This is a genomic window from Clostridium sp. SHJSY1, assembly GCF_031626875.1.
Taxonomy (GTDB): Bacteria; Bacillota; Clostridia; order Clostridiales; family Clostridiaceae; genus Clostridium.
The window spans coordinates 60,029-80,348 of sequence record NZ_JANDMF010000001.1; the positions used below are offsets into that span (position 1 = coordinate 60,029).

At 30.8% G+C, this 20,320-nt stretch carries 20 protein-coding genes; 2 read left to right on the forward strand and 18 right to left on the reverse strand.

Translation table 11 applies throughout. The features are described from left to right. Positions 1 to 224: 224 nt before the first annotated feature. A complete protein-coding gene (locus NNC19_RS00250) occupies positions 225 to 635 on the forward strand; it encodes a hypothetical protein (RefSeq protein ID WP_310936574.1) in 411 nt (136 codons plus the stop codon). 52 nt (positions 636 to 687) lie between these two features. Here NNC19_RS00250 and NNC19_RS00255 read toward each other — a convergent pair whose 3' ends face one another. Beyond that, a complete protein-coding gene (locus NNC19_RS00255) occupies positions 688 to 3,234 on the reverse strand; it encodes a calcium-translocating P-type ATPase, SERCA-type (protein ID WP_310936575.1) in 2,547 nt (848 codons plus the stop codon). A 280-nt stretch (positions 3,235 to 3,514) separates the two neighbouring features. Here NNC19_RS00255 and NNC19_RS00260 point away from each other — a divergent pair, with 280 nt between their 5' ends. Beyond that, positions 3,515 to 5,158, forward strand: coding sequence for a putative manganese-dependent inorganic diphosphatase (locus NNC19_RS00260; RefSeq protein ID WP_310936576.1), 1,644 nt, complete (start codon positions 3,515 to 3,517; stop codon positions 5,156 to 5,158). Positions 5,159 to 5,213: 55 nt separating this feature from the next. On the opposite strand, the gene NNC19_RS00265 is transcribed toward NNC19_RS00260, so the two are convergent. The 17 genes from NNC19_RS00265 to NNC19_RS00350 all read right to left on the reverse strand — a co-directional run bounded on the left by NNC19_RS00265 (position 5,214) and on the right by NNC19_RS00350 (position 20,299). Continuing rightward, positions 5,214 to 5,984: a flagellar hook-basal body complex protein gene (locus tag NNC19_RS00265; RefSeq protein ID WP_310936577.1), complete on the reverse strand. Its 771-nt coding sequence runs from the start codon at positions 5,982 to 5,984 to the stop codon at positions 5,214 to 5,216. Positions 5,985 to 5,999: 15 nt separating this feature from the next. After that, a complete protein-coding gene (locus NNC19_RS00270; RefSeq protein ID WP_310936578.1) occupies positions 6,000 to 6,770 on the reverse strand; it encodes a flagellar hook-basal body complex protein in 771 nt (256 codons plus the stop codon). After that, positions 6,767 to 6,889, reverse strand: coding sequence for a hypothetical protein (locus NNC19_RS00275; protein WP_310936579.1), 123 nt, complete (start codon positions 6,887 to 6,889; stop codon positions 6,767 to 6,769). The genes NNC19_RS00270 and NNC19_RS00275 overlap by 4 nt, the downstream gene beginning before the upstream one ends. A 77-nt stretch (positions 6,890 to 6,966) precedes the next feature. Next, positions 6,967 to 7,443, reverse strand: coding sequence for a hypothetical protein (locus NNC19_RS00280; RefSeq protein WP_310936580.1), 477 nt, complete (start codon positions 7,441 to 7,443; stop codon positions 6,967 to 6,969). 13 nt (positions 7,444 to 7,456) lie between these two features. Next, on the reverse strand, positions 7,457 to 8,182 hold the full coding sequence (locus NNC19_RS00285; protein ID WP_310936581.1) for a FliA/WhiG family RNA polymerase sigma factor: 726 nt from the start codon (positions 8,180 to 8,182) through the stop codon (positions 7,457 to 7,459). 24 nt (positions 8,183 to 8,206) lie between these two features. After that, on the reverse strand, positions 8,207 to 8,830 hold the full coding sequence (locus tag NNC19_RS00290) for a PilZ domain-containing protein (protein ID WP_310936582.1): 624 nt from the start codon (positions 8,828 to 8,830) through the stop codon (positions 8,207 to 8,209). An 11-nt stretch (positions 8,831 to 8,841) separates the two neighbouring features. After that, positions 8,842 to 9,696 (reverse strand): MinD/ParA family protein, encoded by an 855-nt coding sequence (locus NNC19_RS00295; protein WP_310936583.1) that lies wholly within the window; start codon positions 9,694 to 9,696, stop codon positions 8,842 to 8,844. Further along, positions 9,690 to 10,814, reverse strand: coding sequence for a flagellar biosynthesis protein FlhF (flhF, locus tag NNC19_RS00300; RefSeq protein ID WP_310936584.1), 1,125 nt, complete (start codon positions 10,812 to 10,814; stop codon positions 9,690 to 9,692). The genes NNC19_RS00295 and flhF overlap by 7 nt, the downstream gene beginning before the upstream one ends. Then, positions 10,815 to 12,878 (reverse strand): flagellar biosynthesis protein FlhA, encoded by a 2,064-nt coding sequence (gene flhA, locus NNC19_RS00305; protein WP_396136386.1) that lies wholly within the window; start codon positions 12,876 to 12,878, stop codon positions 10,815 to 10,817. 43 nt (positions 12,879 to 12,921) lie between these two features. Beyond that, complete coding sequence (locus NNC19_RS00310) at positions 12,922 to 14,757, reverse strand: fused FliR family export protein/FlhB family type III secretion system protein (RefSeq protein WP_310936586.1); 1,836 nt, start codon at positions 14,755 to 14,757, stop codon at positions 12,922 to 12,924. A gap of 16 nt (positions 14,758 to 14,773) precedes the next feature. Continuing rightward, a complete protein-coding gene (fliQ, locus tag NNC19_RS00315) occupies positions 14,774 to 15,043 on the reverse strand; it encodes a flagellar biosynthesis protein FliQ (protein WP_310936587.1) in 270 nt (89 codons plus the stop codon). A gap of 11 nt (positions 15,044 to 15,054) precedes the next feature. Continuing rightward, positions 15,055 to 15,834: a flagellar type III secretion system pore protein FliP gene (gene fliP, locus NNC19_RS00320; protein ID WP_310936588.1), complete on the reverse strand. Its 780-nt coding sequence runs from the start codon at positions 15,832 to 15,834 to the stop codon at positions 15,055 to 15,057. After that, entirely contained in the window at positions 15,827 to 16,216 is a 390-nt protein-coding gene (locus tag NNC19_RS00325; RefSeq protein WP_310936589.1) for a flagellar biosynthetic protein FliO, read from the reverse strand. The genes fliP and NNC19_RS00325 overlap by 8 nt, the downstream gene beginning before the upstream one ends. 4 nt (positions 16,217 to 16,220) lie before the next feature. Further along, positions 16,221 to 16,703: a flagellar basal body-associated FliL family protein gene (fliL, locus tag NNC19_RS00330; protein WP_310936590.1), complete on the reverse strand. Its 483-nt coding sequence runs from the start codon at positions 16,701 to 16,703 to the stop codon at positions 16,221 to 16,223. Between the two features lie 81 nt (positions 16,704 to 16,784). Beyond that, complete coding sequence (locus NNC19_RS00335) at positions 16,785 to 16,976, reverse strand: flagellar FlbD family protein (RefSeq protein WP_310936591.1); 192 nt, start codon at positions 16,974 to 16,976, stop codon at positions 16,785 to 16,787. A 95-nt stretch (positions 16,977 to 17,071) separates the two neighbouring features. Next, the gene (locus NNC19_RS23475; protein WP_396136381.1) at positions 17,072 to 19,828 is read right to left on the reverse strand and encodes a flagellar hook-basal body complex protein; all 2,757 of its coding nucleotides are present in this window, start codon (positions 19,826 to 19,828) and stop codon (positions 17,072 to 17,074) included. Between the two features lie 84 nt (positions 19,829 to 19,912). Then, positions 19,913 to 20,299, reverse strand: a complete 387-nt coding sequence (locus NNC19_RS00350) for a TIGR02530 family flagellar biosynthesis protein (RefSeq protein ID WP_310936592.1) — start codon at positions 20,297 to 20,299, stop codon at positions 19,913 to 19,915. Between the last annotated feature and the right edge of the window lie 21 nt (positions 20,300 to 20,320).

A 20,320-nucleotide genomic window follows, 5' to 3' on the forward strand; every position in this document is an offset into this window, starting at 1 on the left:
AAGCACTTTAAAAACTTATTTATTCCTTAATTTATTTTCATATTATAATCTATTTCCATGATTTAATTTTATTTATTTAATTTGTCAGTGCAGTGTCAAATTAATGGTAAACATATTAATTAATTTTATTTTAATAAAATTTCAAACTATGATATAATACACATGATAAGGTTTAATTGTTATCAGGACTTATTGGTAATATTTATATAAAAAGGAGAATTGCTATGGGCTTTAGAGATAAGTTTGACAAATATTTTAGAGATTCTTATTTTCAAAAATACGGAGATAGGATAGCCAGTGCTGCTGGTACAGTTGTTTCTATTAAAATGAAAGAAAAGAATTATTTATTCTTCCATAGATTAGTAGTAGATATGATTATAAAACCAGAAGCAGGTAGAGCAGTACTTAAAGCTAGATATGTAAAAAATAGATGGTTTAAAAAAGTTGAATTTATCCCAGTAAACGTGGGAAATAAAGTTATGCTTATGGGTCTCAAAGGTGTGAAGGGCAAAAAAGATGCTGACATACTTATACTGCAAAATGTTCTTAATCTAACTACAAAGAGAGATTTAGTTCCAATAGACCACTCACAAATCAAGAAATCAAGACAACAAGCTGGAAGAATGAGATATTAAATTTAATAGCCTTAGCTTTGATATTTTTATCATGCTAAGGCTATTTTTTATACTATCTTGCTTTTATAAATAAATATATACTATTAACCATAGCAATTGTACCTGAGAAACATAGTACAATTAGCCATTGTTTTAATTCTAATGGTACTGTATGAAAAACTCCTTGTAAGAAAGGAACATATACTATACCACATAACATTATTATAGATATACTTACAGCACCTACTAAATAAATATTTGTAAATAATTTTATTTCAAATATAGAATGTCTTTCTGATCTACATTCAAATACATGGAATAATTGTGACATTACAAGAGTGGCTAACGCTATTGTCCTACAAGCTGCTAAATTCATCCCATATAATCTTGATATCATAAATGAAAGTAATGTACAAATTCCTATTAAGCATCCTCTTACCAATATTTTTTCTGCTAAACCTCTTGCAAATATGCTTTCCTTCTTTTCTCTAGGAGTTTGTCTCATTATATCTTTATCAGCTGGATCTACACCTAACGCTATGGCTGGAAGTCCATCAGTTGCTAAATTTACAAAAAGTATCTGTATAGGAGTTAATGGATTAGGCAAAGTAAATAATGATGCTAGGAACATAGTTAATACTTCACCTAGATTACAGGATAGCAAGTATCTTATAAATTTTCTTATATTATCATAAATAACTCTACCCTCTTCAACAGCTGCCACAATAGTTGCAAAATTGTCATCCATAAGTATCATAGATGATGCTTCTTTTGTTACATCTGTGCCTGATAGCCCCATAGATATTCCAATATCAGCCTCTTTGATTGCTGGAGCATCATTTACTCCATCTCCTGTCATAGCTACTACATTATTTTTCTTTTTAAAACCTCTAACTATTCTAAGTTTATGATCTGGAGATACTCTAGCAAAAACCCTAGTTGTAGTAAGTTTTTTATCTAACTCTTTATCAGTCATATTTTCTAATTCTTCACCAGTTATAACTTGTTCTTCACTATTACATATATTTAAAGATTTTGCTATAGCTAAAGCTGTATTTTTGTGGTCACCTGTTATCATTATAGGTCTGATTCCTGCAAGCTTACATTTTAATACAGCATCCCTTGCCTCTAGTCTTGGTGGATCTATACTTCCAGCTACCCCTAAAAATATCAAGCCATCTTCTAATCTTTCATTTTTAAATAAACCTTCCTCTTTATAAGCAGCTGCAATACATCTCAATGCCCTAGAAGACATAGATTCTATAAAAGAAGCCACCCTCTTTTTCTTTTGAAATGTCAAAGGTTTTATTTTATTATCCTCTAATATATAAGAACATTTTTCAATTAATCTTTCTGGAGCTCCTTTTACATAACAAGTCTCTTTTCCATTTTCTTTCATAATTACAGACATCATTTTTCTAGTTGAATCAAAAGGAATGTCAAAAACCCTTTCAGCCTTACCTATGTAATTTTCAAGCTGCTGTGGTTTATCAAAAAATAACTTTATTAACGCTGTTTCTGTTGGATCTCCACGAAGAACCCTGTCTATATATTTTTCTTTAAAGTCATAGTTACAGTCATTACAATATACTAATGCTTTTCTGAACATTTCATAATCTTTTAAATTTTCCCTCTCAAGTTCAAAAACTCTACCATTAATATATACTTCTTTTACTGTCATCTTATTTTGAGTTAAAGTTCCTGTTTTATCTGAACAAATTATTGATGTGCAACCAAGTGTTTCAACTGCAGGTAATTTTCTAATTAGTGCATTTCTCTTAAGCATCCTTGATACCCCTAAAGCTAATGCTACAGTTACTATAGCAGCAAGTCCTTCAGGTATAGCAGCTACAGCTAAGCTTACACCAAGCAAGAACATTTCAGTTATATCATTTCCTCTTATTATCCCAAGTATTGTTACCACTGCACATATAACTAAACATAAAACAACTAAAATCTTACCTAATGATTCAAGTCTTTCTTTTAAAGGAGACTTTTCATCTTTAATGTTATCTAAAAGGTTGGCTATTTTACCCATTTCAGTATTCATTCCTATTCCTGTAACCTTAAATAACCCTTTACCTTTTAATATGGTTGTCCCCATATACATATTATTATTTTTACCATTAGGTTCCTTATTAACACCAACTGATTCACCTGTTAATAATGATTCATCTACCATTATACTTGAAGCTTCCATTAGCTCTCCATCTGCTGGAACTCTATCCCCTGCTTCTAAGACCACAACATCTCCAATAGTTAAATACATAGAATTTAAAATTTTTATCCTTCCATCCCTAAATACCTTACAGGTAGGTGCTGCCAAATTTTTCAAAGCTTCTAGAGACTTTTCTGTTCTGAATTCTTGAATAAATCCAAGTATTGCATTAACTATAACTATTATTATTATAGTTATGGCGTCTGCTGTATCACCCATTATCCCAGAAATAACTGTGGCTCCTAATAGCACCCATACCATAAAATCATTAAATTGAGATAAAAAGATAACAATTGGCGAAATCTTTTTTTTATGTTGTAATTCATTTAATCCAAACTTTTTAATCCTTTTTTCAACTTCTCTTGTTGATAGTCCTGGAATAACTGTCTTTTCCTGTATCACCCTTTTTCCTCCTTAAACAAAACTCTATAATATATATATTTTTCTTTAATTAACTTAGAACATAATAAAAAATACATAATATATTTTTCTTTCTTTTATCCACAATTAACATTAAAGAATTCACAATTTAGGAGGTTCTAATTCTTAAAAATCCTCTTAAAATTTAAATACATATATTTCTAAAAGTTAAATTGCAACTCTCTTTCGACCATTTCTTTACTTTTAATCTTTTTAGCCTTAAAATATAATATGTAAATTTAAAATAAAAGGAGGAATCGTCTTGAAAAATGTAGTTTATGTAACTGGACATAAAAATCCAGATTCAGATTCTATATGTGCAGCCTTTGCATATGCTGAATTTAAAAACAAAACTAGTGAGCTTCCTGCAATTCCAGTAAGACTTGGAAATGTAAATAGAGAAACTCAGTACATCTTAGATAGATTTAATGTAAAAGCACCTGAATATCTAGAAACTGTAAAGCTTAAAGTTGGTGATTTAGATATAGATAATATAAGTGCAATTTCACCTGATATGTCATTAAAAATGGCATGGAATATTATGAAAGATAAAAATATAAAATCTCTACCTGTTGCAGATTCTAATGATCACTTGGTTGGAGTATTATCTATTTCAAACTTAACTTCATCTTATATGGATATATGGGATAATGTAATTTTAGACAAGAGTAATACAACTATAGACAATATAATTGAAACTCTTTCTGGAAAAGAAGTATACATAAATGCTAACAATCAAAGATTTCCTGGTAAGATTGTTGTAACAGCAATGCAACCTGATAGCTTAAAAGGAATGGTTGAAGAAGGTGATATTGCCATAGTTGGTGATAGACCTGATGTTCAAGAAGCCTTATTAAATATCAAAGTTTCACTAATGATAGTTACTGGTTCACATAAAGTTTCTGATGAAATCATAGAAAAAGCTAAAAAAGCTGGAGTTAATATTATAAATACTCCTCATGATTCATTCACAGCATCAAGGCTTATAATACAAAGTATTCCTGTAAGCTATGTAATGGCTAAAGATAACTTAATATCTTTCTCTGCGGATGATTTAGTTGAAGATATTAAGCAAACTATGATTGAAACTAGATTTAGAAGCTATCCTGTAACTGATTCAAATGGCAAGGTAATTGGAACAATATCCAGATACCACCTTATTTCTGATTTTAAGAAAAAAGTTATTCAAGTTGACCATAATGAAAGAGGTCAATCTGTTGATGGCTTAAGTGAAGCAGAAGTTCTTGAGATAATAGACCATCATAGAGTTGCAGATATTCAAACAAATAATCCAATTTACTTTAGAAACGAACCACTTGGAAGCACTTCTACAATAGTAGCTAAATGCTTCTTTGAAAATGGAATAAGACCATCTAAAGAAGCTGCTGGACTTTTATGTGGTGCTATAATTTCAGATACACTACTATTTAGAAGCCCAACTTGCACAGAACAAGATATACATACTTGCAAAAAGTTAGCTGAAATAGCTGGTATTTCTGATATAGAAGATTTTGCTAAAGAAATGTTTAAAACTGGTACTTCTCTACAAGGTAAAACTGTAGAAGAAATATTTAACCAAGACTTTAAACCATTTAAAATGGGTGATACAAAGCTTGGTGTAGCTCAAGTAAATACTATGGATATAGACGGTTTTATGCCTCTTAAGGAAGAAATGCTTTCTTATATGAATAGAAAAGCTGAAGAAGGTAATTTTGACACAATGATACTTCTTTTAACTGATATATTAAATGAAGGTTCTCAAGTTCTAGTAGCTGGTAAATCTCCTGAAATAGTTGAAAGAACTTTCTCTGTAACATTAGAAGATTCTACTTGCTTCCTTCCTGGAGTTCTTTCAAGAAAGAAACAAGTTATTCCACCATTAACTAATACAATATCTTTAATGTAATAATAAAAAAATTAGTGATAAACTTTTTAGTTTTATCACTAATTTTTTTTATTATTTATCTTCTCATATTGTTAATCATTCCCCACATTTCATCAGCAGTAGTTACTCCCTTAGATGAAAGCTGGAATGCTCTTTGAGCTACTATAAGATCTGTCATTTCAGTTGTTATATCAACATTTGATGCTTCCAACATACCTTGATGTATATTAGTATCTGTTGCTCTCTGTACATTTACCCCCTGCTGAGGTAAAAATAAATTTTTTCCTATAGAAGCAAATGAATTATCACCTTCTGCTGTGTATACTGGTATTTCAGCTACTTTATTAAAGTCTTGTCCTTCTTTCATAAATACATTACCTTTTGTATCTACTAAAAGATTATTTGCTGTAAACTGACAGTTTGCTTCTGATCTTCCATTTATATAATTTAACTCAATCTTATTACCACTAGAATCTACAATTCTTCCCATTCCATCTATTTTAAAAGAACCATCTCTGGTATATGCTTCAGTACCATTTGCTAATTGAACTCTAAAAAATCCAGGACCATCAAGAGCAAAATCTGTAGGAAGTTCTGTAGAAAATAAATTTCCTTGAGAATTATCACTAAATAATCCACTCACCTTTACACCAGTTCCCATAGAAGCATTTTTATCATTAACACGATATCCTTGTCTATCAAGTGATTCATTTAATAGATTCTGAAAACCTACATCTACTTTCTTATACCCAGTTGTTTCAGAATTGGCCATATTATTACCTATAACATCTAACTTAGTTTGGTTAGCATTCATTCCTGCTTTACTAGTACTTAAAATTCTATACATCCCACATCACCCCTCTTATTTAACAGATCCAACTTCATTTGCAGCTTTTCCTAAACTTTCATCTATCATAGTTATAAACTTTTGATTTGTTTCAAAGCTTCTCATAGTACTTATCATATCTACCATCTCGTTCATTATGTTAACATTAGATGTTTCTAATGCTCCTTGACGAACTAGTGCATTTGTTGCATTAATAGGATTTTCTCCAGTGTAATAATTATCTCCTGCTTTTTTAAGCTGTGAGTAATCTTGAAAATCTGCTATAGCTAACTTTTGGCTAGTTACTCCATTTACATAAATATTATTATAATCATCTATATTATAATCACCTTTACCAACATTAATTGGCTGCATAGCACCAGTTGCACTATTTATTCCAAGCACAAGATCTCCTGAGTTATTTACTAAATTACCATTATTATTAACTCTAAACTGACCATCTCTAGTATATTTAACACCATCTGCAGTTTGAACGGCAAAGAAACCTCTACCATCTATTGCAAAATCTCCAATGTTATCTGTTTTTTTTATATCTCCTTGAGTGTATGCTGTGTTAACTCCATCTATGGCTACTCCTAAACTCAATTTTCCTAGTTTTTGAGTAACATTGCTGTCTCCAACTATCTTATCTTTATTTTGAATTAACACATCCTTAAAACTCTTTGTCATAAGAGTTTCTCTTTTATAACCTGTTGTATTTGCATTAGCCATATTGTTAGTAACTGTATTTTGCTTATTTTCCATAGCTATCATTCCTGATACTGCTGTATACAGACTCCTAATCATTTACTCTCATCCCCTTTAAAAAACACTTTACATTCACCTTCATAATGCATTCCCATAGCTCTAGCTTTTTCTTCTATTTTGGCATCAGAGATAGTATTGTTATATTTATACCCAAGCATAAATATAACTCCTAGGATCAATCCAATACCAATTCCAAATAATATCTTTCTATCACTTAAAAAGTCTATTATTTCTTTTACTTTTTGAATAATCCTTTTACTAATAATACTTCCCCCTTACCTAACGAGAGCTTCTCACAAATTTCATCTTCACTAAATCCCATTTCAAGAAGCTCTTTTATTCTTTCTGTTTTACTCTTCTCTGCAATATTATTAATAACACCTTCATCTGCTCCAAGAAGATATGCTTTTTCATCTATTTCTTCATCATTTGATTCTATATCTTCTAATTCTTCATCTTTAGATTGATTTATTTTGTTTTCAACTTTATTATCGTCTATTTGCCTATGATTCTTTAGCTCTAAAATCTCTTGCTGAATTTCTAGCAAACTTTCTGCCATATCTTTTCTTACTTCCCCAATTTTAAGCTCTAAATCTGAAATATCCTCTTTTTTATATTTTAGCACATTCCCAAAGGAATTATCATCTTTTCTTATAGCTTTAAAATTTAAGTAAATTAAAAGCAGACCTATTATTATTAATATTATTGGCATATTACTCCCTCTTTTACAAATAATTCATAGAACTCATCTTTTCACGTAATTTACGAATAGCTCTACTATGTAATTGACAAACTCTAGATTCAGATACATTTAAAACAGTTCCAATCTCTTTCAACGTTAATCCTTCATAATAATATAGATTTAAAACTATTCTATCCTTTTCTTTTAATTCTTCTATAGCTTTTGCAAGTATTTCTACTTCTTCTTCTTTTTCATAACTTTGTTCAGGACTAGGACTATTTTTATCTTCTATTATACCCATTATAGTCATATCTTCTCCATCTGAAAAAATAATATCCTCTAAAGAAACTACAGAAATATAATTTATATAATTTTCTATCTCACCTATTTCATTAATTGAAAGATTCATATGTTTAGCTATCTCCTCAATAGATGGCTCTCTTAATAACTCTCTTTGTAAGTTTTCAACAGCTTCATTATATCTATTTAGCTTGTCCATCGCGCCTTTAGATATAGGTCTGCATTTTCTAATCTCATCAATAATTGCACCTTTAATTCTTATTGATGCATAAGAAGAAAATTTCATTCCTTTATCCTTATCAAATTTAGACATAGCATCCATTAAACCTATCATTCCATAACTAACTAAATCCTCATATTCCATATACTTATTTTTACCCAAACTTACCCTTGAAGCAATATATTTAACTAACGGTATGTATTTTGCAACTATTTGTTCTTTTCCCTCTAAAATATCTATCGTGGTCATAACCTCTTCCTCCTCTTAATCCTATTAATTAAGTTCTCTTTGTTTTCTCATTACAGTAAATACCTTTTTTATGATCTTGTCTCTATCTTTTTCTTCAATATCAACAAATTCAACACCACATATATAATCCTTGACACTTCTTTTATCACATCTTATTATTGTACCCATAAGTGAATATTTCCCACCTTCATCATTAAAGCTTACTTCTATTTTATCTCCCATATTAAGCTTTTCCCTAACTTTTATCCTAAAGCCTCCCCCACTTAAATCTAAAAGTTCACCTTGATACCAATCACGGTCTCCTGTATCTTCTTTTCTATAGACAGTGTATTCTAATAAATTAACTCTAAAATAATTTCTTCTTTGAATCATTTTAGCTTTTTCAGGCTTTACAAGCTTATATAGTGATACATTACCTTCTGTTAATCTTTCTATAATTTTTGTTTGAAACTCAAAGTAGTTACCACCCTCAACATAATAATTAATAGTTATAACCTCATCAGGCTGCAAAATTAAATAATTTCCTTCTTTTACTGGTAATCCAATACAAAATACATCTTTCTGTATATCTTGTATTGTACATTTATAAATATCTTCATCTTGGATAATCAAAATACTCCCATTAATATTAAGATCTAATTTTTCCATTTGTTCTCCCCCTACGTAAATAAACCGAATAGCTTTTTAAATAACCCATGCGCTCCCAATTTATTTTCTGTATTTTCTCCTAAAAGTTTTACTGAGATTTCTTCTATTGATTTTGAAGCATCAGAACTTGGATATGAGAGCACAAATGGTACCTGCTCTCTCACCCCTTGAACAAGTTTTCTATCATCCAAAATACATCCTAAATACTCCACTCTCAAAGCTAAAAATTTATGTATAGCCATTTGAAACTTATAGAAAGTTTCTTTACCCTCCTCCTTAGTATAAGCTCTATTAACTATAATTTTGGCTTTATCTTTAATTTTAAAATGATTTGTAGCTTTTAATAGACTATATGCATCAGTTAATGATGTTGGTTCTGGAGTTGTTATTACTATAAGTTCTTCAGAACAAGCTATAAATGCTAATACACTTCTACTTATACCAGCTCCAGTATCCATTAATATATAGTCAAAACCATCCAAGCTCTCTAACTTTTTTAAAAATATTTCTCTTTCATTGCTTTGAAGATCTTCTACTTGATTTAAAGCAGATCCACCTGGTAATAACATTATTCCCTCTGGACCCTCTACAAGTACCTCTTCTATATTTCTACCTTTTATTAAATCAAAAACATTGTATTTTGGATAAACACCCATAAGTACATCATCATTACCCATACCTATATCCGCATCAAAAATCAGTACTTTTTTTCCCTTTTTTTGAAGAGTTATCCCTAAATTAACTACAAAATTACTCTTACCTACTCCACCTTTTCCAGATGTTACAGTAATTATTTTTGCTTTTTTCTCTACTTCATTGTTATCTTCATTAACCAATCTTCTTAATCTTTCTGCTTGGTCTAACATAAGATTTCCTCCCCAAATATGAACCTTATAATATCATTTTTTGTGGGAGCCTTTATGTCATCTGGAACATTCTGTCCAGTAGTAACAAACCTTAAAGGCTCATTAGCAACTTTTTGAATGTTATATAAACATCCATAAACTGAAGTTTCATCAAGTTTAGTAATTATTACACTCTTATAGTCTAGTTCTTTATATCCTTCTAAAATTGTTTTAATATCTCTATTTTTAGTAGTTGCACTTATTACTAAGTTAATAGAATTTGGATTAGCTTTTTGAACAAAAGCTCTAAGCTCTGAAATTTGCATAGTATTCTTACTGCTTCTTCCTGTAGTATCTATTAATACTATGTCACAATCTTTCATTGACTCTACCGCTTCTTCCATTTCTTTCATAGTTATTACAACTTTAAATGGGATGTTCATTATTTCAGCATATGTTTTAAGCTGCTCAACAGCCCCTATTCTATATGTATCTACTGTTATTAGCCCAACTTTCTTTTTATCTATAAGAGAAAGTCTTCCAGCTAACTTTGCTATTGTTGTAGTTTTTCCTACTCCTGTAGGTCCAACAAAAACCACATTGCCATGAAGTTCATCTTCAGCTATTTCAATTTCACTTTCAATTACTTCACGAAGTTTTTTCCTTGGCTCTTCACTTCCAACCTTATCTTTTAATTCATCATAAAAATCTACATCTATATCTAAATCTTTTATAAGGGTAAGTAGTTCATCTTCTTGAGCTTCCCCCTTATCTGTATTCTTAATTACTTGATTTAAAAGTTCCTTCATCTCAGCTACTTCTGATTCAATCTTACTGCTTTCTTTCTCAACTTGAACTGGTTTCTTTTCTCCAAACTCTTTATTCATAACTTTCTTAAGATCATTTAGAGATTTTTCAAAGCTATCCTCTACTTGTTTTTCTTCTGTTTTCTTAGTTGCACCTAATGTAGAATTTTCAATAGCTGCAGTAACTTCTATCAATTTTCCTGAAAAAAATCCTTTAATCCCAGGTTTCTTAATTTTTCTCTGACTTATAATAACTGCTTCTTTACCAAGTTCATATCTAATTCTAGTAAGAGCTTCATTCATATTCTTTGCTGTATATTTTTTAATAACCATCTAGACTATTACAACTCCTTCAGTTCTTATTTCAACATCATTTGGTATTTCATTTAATGAAACTACCATAATATGAGGAAATGCCATTTCAACTAATTTTCTAAATACTGATCTAATATTAGGTGAAACTAATATTACTGGTTGATTGTTATAGAAATATACTGAATCAATGGTTTCTCTAATGTTGTGGAAAATCCTTGTCGTTGTATCTGGGTCAATTGTAGGGAATGAACCATGAATTGACTTTTGAACATTTGCCGCAACAAGCTCTTCCAGGTCAGGAGCTAAGGTAACTACTGTAACGGCTCTTTCTTCATTAACTATTTGATTACATATTGTCCTTGCAAGTGCAAATCTAACATACTCAGTTAATAATTCAATATCTTTTGTATTTCTTGAATTATCTGCTAATGACTCCATTATTGTTACCATATCTTTTATTGGAACTTTTTCCTTTAATAAATTTTGTAATACTTTTTGTAATTCTCCGATTGTCATTAAATCAGGTATCAGTTCTTCAACCACTGCACCATATTTCTCTCTGCAATTATCTACTATTAGTTTAACTTCTTGTCTTCCTAATAATTCATATGAGTGAGCTTTAATTGTTTCTGTTAAGTGTGTGACCATAACAGTTGTTGGATCTACTACAGTTAATCCTCTGATTTCAGCTTCCTCCCTTTGATCTTTATTTATCCATATAGCTGGTAAATTGAAGGTTGGTTCAACTGTCTTAATTCCTTGCATTTCTGAACTTTCTCCATTAGGATCCATACATAATAACATACTTGCCATAAGCTCTGCTGAAGCTATTACTGTTCCCCTAATCTTAATGACATATTCATTTGTCTTTAATTGAAGGTTATCTCTTATTCTTATTGGTTGAACTATTATTCCCATCTCTATTGCACATTGTCTTCTTACTGATGCAATTCTTTGAAGTAAATCTCCACCAGTTGATTCATCCGCTAAAGGAATTAGTCCATATCCAATCTCTACTTCCATAGGCTCAACTGAAATAAGATTCATTACATTTTCAGGCTCTGCTGATTTCTCCATCTCAACTAGGTCCTCTTCTTCCATAGCCATTTCAATCTGTTGCTTCTTATTCTCTTCTTTGTATAGAAGATAAGCAAGTACTCCCATGGCTAATGCCGCTGTAAAGAAAGCAAACTTTGGCATGTTAGGCACCAAACTTAAAAATAACATTACACCACTTGCTATTGCTGCTGCTATTGGAAAAGCTGTAAGTTGAGTTGCAAAAGTTTTACCAAAGTTATCTGAGCTACCAGAACGAGTTACCAATATACCAGAAGCTGTAGAAATCAATAACGCAGGAACCTGAGACACAAGTCCATCCCCTACTGACAATCTTACATATGTCTGAGCTGCTGTAGCTGCATCCATACTATGCATCATTACACCTATTATAATACCACCAACAATATTTATCGCTGTAATTATAATTGAGGCTATTGCATCACCTTTAACGAACTTTGAAGCACCATCCATAGCTCCATAAAAGTCTGCCTCAGATTGTAAATCATTTCTTCTCTTTTTAGCTGTAGCTTCATCAATAAGTCCTGAATTTAAATCAGCATCTATACTCATTTGTTTACCAGGCATTGCATCTAAAGTAAATCTTGCTGATACTTCAGATACTCTACCTGCACCATTAGTTATAACTATAAATTGAATTATGACAATAATCAAGAAGATTATTATACCAACCACATAGTTACCTCTAATAACAAATTCTCCAAAAGCTGCGATTATTTCTCCAGCATCAGCCTCTGATAAAATCAGCCTTGTAGACGATATATTCAGTGCTAATCTAAACAATGTAGTTACCAATAATAGAGTCGGAAATACAGATAATTGTAATACATTTGTTGTAAACATAGTAATGAGTATTATCACAATAGATAATGTTATATTAAATGCCAACAGAATATCTAACATTAATTTTGGCAAAGGTATAATAATCATCATAACTATAGCAATTACACCAAATGCTACTATTACATCTAAATTATTTTTTATATCAAATTTTTTTGTATTTATCGCTTGCAAATTTATCCCACCTTTGTGAATACCTGATATGTTTTTATTTTTTTAGCTTAAATACTAAAGCTAAAACTTCAGCTACAGCTTGATACATATCATGTGGTATTTCTTGATCTATCTCAACTTGTTCATAAATCATCCTTGCTAATGGTTTGTTTTCCATAATAGGTACATTATTTTCTTTCGCTATTTCTTTTATTTTTAAAGCAACCAATTCAGCTCCTTTTGCTACTACCTTTGGAGCTTCCATAGAACCATCCTCATATTTTATAGCTATAGCTAAATGAGTTGGATTTGTTATTACTACCGTTGCATCTGGTACTGAAGACATCATTCTTTTAGTAGCCATTTCTCTTTGCTTTTGTTTAATTTTACTCTTTAATTGAGGGTCACCCTCCATTTGCTTATATTCTTCTTTAATTTCTTGTTTTGTCATTCGCATATCTTTATTATAAAATCTTAATTGTACAAAAAAATCTGCTGCAGCTATAATTATTAGCACTATACTTATCTGAACAAAAATTCCAGAAAACAGATTTAAAATATCCTTTCCAAGAGAAGGAAGATATGAGCTTGACATCTGAAGTATAGAATAATAATTATTCACCACATATTTATAACTTATAAATCCTACTATAGAAACAACAATTAAATTTTTTATCAAATCTGCTAAACTTTTTTTCGAAAACATATTTTTAAGTCCTGATAGCGGATTTAATTTGCTTAGCTTTGGTTTTAAAGGCTCTCCTGTAAGCATAAATCCTGTTTGCATTATACTTCCTGCAACCCCTGCAATCATTATAGGAATAGCTACTGGAAATATTGCTTTTAATGATTCTACTATTAAATTCATGAATATATATTTTATTGACACCATATCCAAGCTTTCTAAAATTCCAGCTTGTAAAGTATGTTGCATATAATTTCTTAAATTAACAACTATCATTCCACTGAATAACATAATTACCATTGTGCAAGCTAACATAGTCATAGCTAAACCAACATCTTTACTTTTAGCTATTTGACCTTTTTTTCTAGCTTCACTCTTTTTCTTAGGTGTAGCTTCTTCAGTTTTATCATCACTTGCAACTAACATAACTAGTGGCATTGCTGCCATACTTTTTAGTACTTTACTCAACACATCTGGTATTGTTCCAAATGTTGAAACAAATATTTTTATCATTATAGGCAAAAATACTACAAAAGTTAAAAGTCCTACAACAAGTCGTACAGGCATTCCTAGTACCATTACATTAATTGCCGGTACAGTTCTTGATACTAAAGACATACAGAGATCTGTAATTAGTCCGATAATAATAATAGGCAGTGCTATTCTAACTCCTATAATGAAATATTTAATAAATGCATCAAGCACTGTGTAAAAAGTATCCTGAAATAGTATAGATTGCCCAATCTTTACAACATCAAAACTTGACATTATACACCTAATTAAAACATGATGACCATCTACTATAAAAAATATAACAGCACCTATGTAATAAGAAAAATTAGCTAGTAATGTATTATTTGTATTATCACTTGGATTTAGCATATTCATCATGGTTAAACCAAGTTGATTATCCATAAAAGCTCCAGCCATTTTTATTACATCAAAAATAGCATTGATTATATATCCTAAAATCAAGCCACTCATAACTTCACTTATTATGGCTAAGGCCAACGCATAATTATTGGAAATCTCTAGCACAACCTTGTAATCTACCCTTGCAGCAACTGCTAAAGATAAAATAATTCCTATAGCTCCCTTAAGTATGTTAGGAGTTCCCTTTGGATAAAACACCTTAACAACAAAAAAGAAAGTGGTTAATCTTAAAAATATTAAAAATATAGCAAGAAAGTAGGCTGTATCAATCAAACTGCTCTACCTCCTCCTAAATTGTAATTTTAGAAATCATTTCAAATATTCTTTCTGTAAAATTCATAACAGTATGTAGCATCCAGCTACCTAAAAATATTCCTAATGCAGCAACCCCTATTAATTTAGGAACAAAAGTAAGTGTTTGCTCTTGTATTTGTGTTGTTGCTTGAAGGATACTTATTATTAAGCCAAGTATCATAGCTACACCTAAAATAGGTGCTGATACCTCTAAACCTGTTACTATTCCATCTTTTATGATGCCAATTACTAAACTCTCACTCATTTACTCACACCTCACCCAAAACTCATAATCAAGGATTTTACTAATAGATACCATCCATCTACCATAACAAACAATAATAATTTGAAAGGTAATGACACCATAGCTGGAGGTAACATAAACATCCCCATAGACATTAATACACTACCAACTACAATATCTATAAGTAAAAATGGTAGATATATTAAAAATCCAATTTCAAATGCAGTTTTTAATTCACTAATTGCAAATGCAGGTATAATTACGTACATTGGAACTGTATCTTTATCTAGTTTATCTGCATTTGGTAAGTTGGCTATTTCTACAAATAGCTCTAAATCTTTTTGTCTTGTTTGCTTATACATAAATTCTCTTAATGGTTTTGACCCTTCATCAATAGCTTGCTGTTGAGTTATGGTATTATCCAAATAAGGTTTTATTGCTTTTTCATTCATCTGGGTATAAACTGGCATCATTATAAAAACTGTTAAAAATATTGCAAGCCCAGTTAATATTTGATTAGGTATTGATTGTGTAGCACCAATAGCACTTTTCAAAAATGAAAATACAACAACTATCCTAGTAAAAGATGTTGCCATAATAACTATAGATGGCAACACACTTAAAACAGTAAAGAATATAAGCAATTTTATGTTTGATACGTAATCATTACTTGTTCCAGCTCCACCAACATCTATATTTACATTAGGTAAATCTACTGTAGCTGGTGCAGCATTAGCTATAACGCCTGTAAATCCAATTATAGCTATAGAAAACAAAACCATATATAATAGCTTTCTCTTGTTTTTATTCATGCTTATCTTCCTTTGACTTTATTTTGCTTATAGTTAAATGAAGATTTTCCTTAATATACATGATAAATTTATCATAAATTTGTGTCATCTCTTTAAGGTATTCTTCATTGTCATTTTCAATCTTATCTACTTCTTCCTTTGATAAATCCTTTAGCTTTTCTGTATGTCCAGGGGCTGTGAGTATTACCATTCCAACCTCTCCAGTACGTACAACAGCTATAAAACTGTCTTTTGATATTTGAGTTTTATCAACTATTTTTATGTATTTTTTACTTGTACTTTTCTTTATTCCTTGCCTTCCATACTTTAATGCTATAATCATTAATCCAAAGACAACTATTAGTCCAATTACAAGTTTTATAATATCTTTGTATAATTCCATATAATTATTGAACTACGAAATTAGTACTTTTTTCTCCAGTGAATAGAACATCTATTACTTTGCCTTTGTCTAATTCCTTGTTTAATCTTTCTACTAAACCTTTTTTTAGTTCATCTTTATTTTCTGACTCAAAATCAGCAGACTGTTTTGATTTTAAATACCATACAGTAGCATCTTGAATAATTAATTTCTTTTCTTCTATTTCTTTTCCAAGATCTTTATTTGTTTTATCATAAGTTAATGCCACAGATGTTTTTAGATATTTTTTTGCATTTTTGTCACTTAAATTAATTTGTGTATCTTCCATAAGTTGATATGTAGTGGTTTCTACTTTTTCTACCTTTACAGATTCATGTGTGGACATATAATAATATACCGCACAAAAAGTAGTTACCCCCAGTATAACAAAACCTATAATAATTAGAAGTACTGTTTTATTACCCTTTTTAGGTGAATTTTCCGTTTCAGTATTTTCGTTCTTAGCCATTTAAATCACTCCCACTCTTTTTGCTCCAATTAATCAAAACTAATAAATATTGCAGTATTTTAATCCTATATTATTATTCTTCTAGAAATCGCCTTTAAATATGCTTCTTTTGTAATTAATTACCCTTTTTTTTACCTCTTCTATACTTTGCAGTACTATGTATTTTTTCCCATTTGTTAAAGTAATTATAGTTTCAGGGACTTCTTCTAACTTTTCTATATGATCTGCATTTAAAACAAACTCTTTATTATTCATACCAGTTACATCTATCATTTTTTCACCTTATTTCCATAGTTTTATTTTATAAAATTTTATTATATAGGATTAAGTTAACCTTAATCCTATATAATAATCCTATGTTTTATTAACTATCTCTTAAGATTAATGATTTCTGTTAAGATATCATCACCTGTAGATATCATTTTACTAGATGCTTGGAAAGCTTTAGTTGTAACTATCATATCTGTAAATTGCTCTGCTAAATCAACATTTGACATTTCAAGGTATCCTTGAACATTATCTCCATAACCTGCACTATTATCTTCACCTAGTGTACCTACACCACTCTTAATTACAGGGTCACCTGAGTTAACTGATTTACTAAATAAGTTATTACCTGAACTTGTTAAGCCTTCTGGATTCTTAAAGCTAGCCATAGCTATTTGTCCAAGAGCTGCAACTCTTCCATCTTCAAGTGTTGCATTGATTACACCTGTTCCAGATATTGAGTAAGTTTTTACTCTAAGTTCTGTACTTGTTCCTGCTATTGTAACCTTTTCTGGAATCTTCAATGTTTTTAGATTACCATCATAAGATTTTAAATTATTACTAGCATTTACATAATACACTTCACCATCTGTCCCTAAACTTTGTACAGAAGTACCACCATTAGTAGCTTCAGAAACCGCTACATTTTTATCTATATTTATTGAGCTACCACTTCCTAGTTTTACTCTTCCTAAACTACCTGCAGCAATTAATTTCTTATTAATCTCAGCTTCAACATCCTTTGCTGTTACAGCATCCCTTGTTACAAAATCACCACTAACTGTTATAGTTTTATCTTTAGTATCTATTGCTGCTGAAAGTGGAGTATTTGGCGAAACAGTTCCTATTTGTATCTTATAACCATTTAATGCCGCTCCCCCTGTAATATCAAATTTCATGCTTCCTAAAACATTTTCTAATGATGCTGGATTCTTATCTGAAAGACCTCCTGAAATTTTATCTGAAGAAAGTCCTGTATACATTCTTGCTGTTCCAGAAACAGTTAATTTACTTGATGCAGTTCCTAAAATAGTTGATAGCTCACTTCTTAATTTATCTCTAAGGTCGTTTGCTGATACTCCTGATCCTGATGTAAAGTCACCTGAAATTTTAACTTTTTTTGGAGTTGTTGATGAATCATACTGAACATTCAATGTATTAGAGTTAACATCTACTACTACAAACTCTAAATCATCAAAATCAGTTACATTTACTCCTGCTGCAGCTAAATCATCTGGTCCTGGAATAGAAATTGAGAATCCTCCAACAGATATACCAGTTGGTTTTGCAGAAACTTGATCTTTACCACCTGTAATATATGTTACATTTGTATTAATATCTTTAGTTGAATCATAAGACCCTGCAACACTAAATCCAACATCTGTTATTCCTTTAGCACTTAATTGAGAAGTTATTTTCGTATTTAGATTATTAAGTAATGTAGTATAGTTAATATCTGTATTCTTTATAGCTTGTACATTCCCAGAAATATTTATAACTCCTGATGTATCAACATTTACATTAACATCTCCAACATTTGATGTGTTATTTATTTTAAGGATATACTTATTAAGTGAATCTCCTTTTCCTGTAAGTGTTACATCAAATCCTGAAAGATATCCTGGTGTTGTTACTGGTGTTGATCCTGCAGAATCCATTGTTAGTGTTGGTGTTACGGCTCCTGAAGATGTTCCTGTTGTATCTTTAATAACCCCCAAGCTTATAGCACTACCTGTAACATTCTTAATTAAATTCGCACCATCTGTAGAAAGCTTATCAGCAAGAACAGTATTAAGTTGAGGTTTTAATGCCTCTTGAGTAACTTTTCCCTCTACAAAGTTACCATTAATAACAATTTTCTTCAATGTGCTATCAACATTTATCTCAAGATCTTGTCCTGTTGAGCCTCCATTAATAGACCCTATTTCAAAAGAATATCCATTTAACTTATCACTTTTTTCAAAGCTTACTGAAAATCCACCAACTTGAACTGTTCCAGGAGCAGTTGCATCAGTTCCTCCATTTATTGATATAGGATCTATTCCTTCTATTATTCTAACATTACCTGAAACCGCCATAGATTGAGATATTCCTACAGCTGTTAACGCCTTCCCTATAGCATCTTGAACTTGATCAGCCTTTAAGTTCCCACTATTTGAAAAATCTCCATTAACTACTATTTGCTTTTGTGCCACATCAACATTACAATCTGTTGAAGTTCCAGGTCCAACTTTTCCTAAAACTACACTATACCCATTTAATTGTGACCCAGGTCCAAATGCAAATTTAAGACCACCTGCTTCTACTGCTGATGGAGAGCCTGATGTTGCGCTGATAGCATTATCATCATTAGTTAATGAATAACCCATAACTCTATATCCACTAGTAGTTAACAGATTTCCTTGGCTATCTACTGTAAATCCACCATCTCTTGTAAAACTTAATTCACTTCCTGAATTCTGAAGGGATTGCTCAGTAATTGCATGCACACCTGGCTTATGGCTTACTTGAATTGTTCCATCACCATCAATTGCAGGACCACCACTTACTACAAAATATCCATCACCATCTATTGCAACGTCTAAAGCTCTATTAGTAGTTTGCATAGAACCTTGAGTCATTATTTTATCTATACTAGCAAGTTGCACACCTAATCCAACTTGTTTTGCATTAGTTCCACCCTTATTTACTGAAGGTGCCATTGCATTTGAAGCATTTTGGCTTAATAAATCAGCAAATTTTGCTCTTGAAGACTTAAATCCAGTTGTATTTACATTAGCTATATTGTTACCTATAATATCTAGCTTAGTTTGGTTAACCTTCATTCCACTTATTCCTGAGTACATTGATCTTAACATATAATTCGACCTCCATAAATTTTATATATTCTTGCTTCTATCATTCAGCAAGTGTTAGGCTTCCTCTTATTATTTAGGTCCAGCCTATAGTATCACAACACTGTCTACATTTGTAAAAACATTACTCTCTGCCCTTTTTCTATCTACCGCTGTAATTACTGTTCTGTTCTCAATACTTGCAATTAGTGCTACATCCTTATATACCATAACTGAATTTTTAGCACCTTTACCCTTAGCAAGCGCAAAACCTCTTTCTATATTTTTCATATCATTTTCTGAAAAACCTATTTCCTCAAGTCTCTCCGCTGCATGCTTTGATAAAGTATATCCGCTATTTTTATCTAATGCCTGGTTTAGTACATCTTTAAAGCTTGTCTCATTATTACTTTTTGAAGTAGATGTAGAAACCTTTTGAAAGCCACCTATATTTCCTACGGGGTATGCTTTCCCATTAATTATTCTATAGCCCACAATATCACCTTATTTCTTATA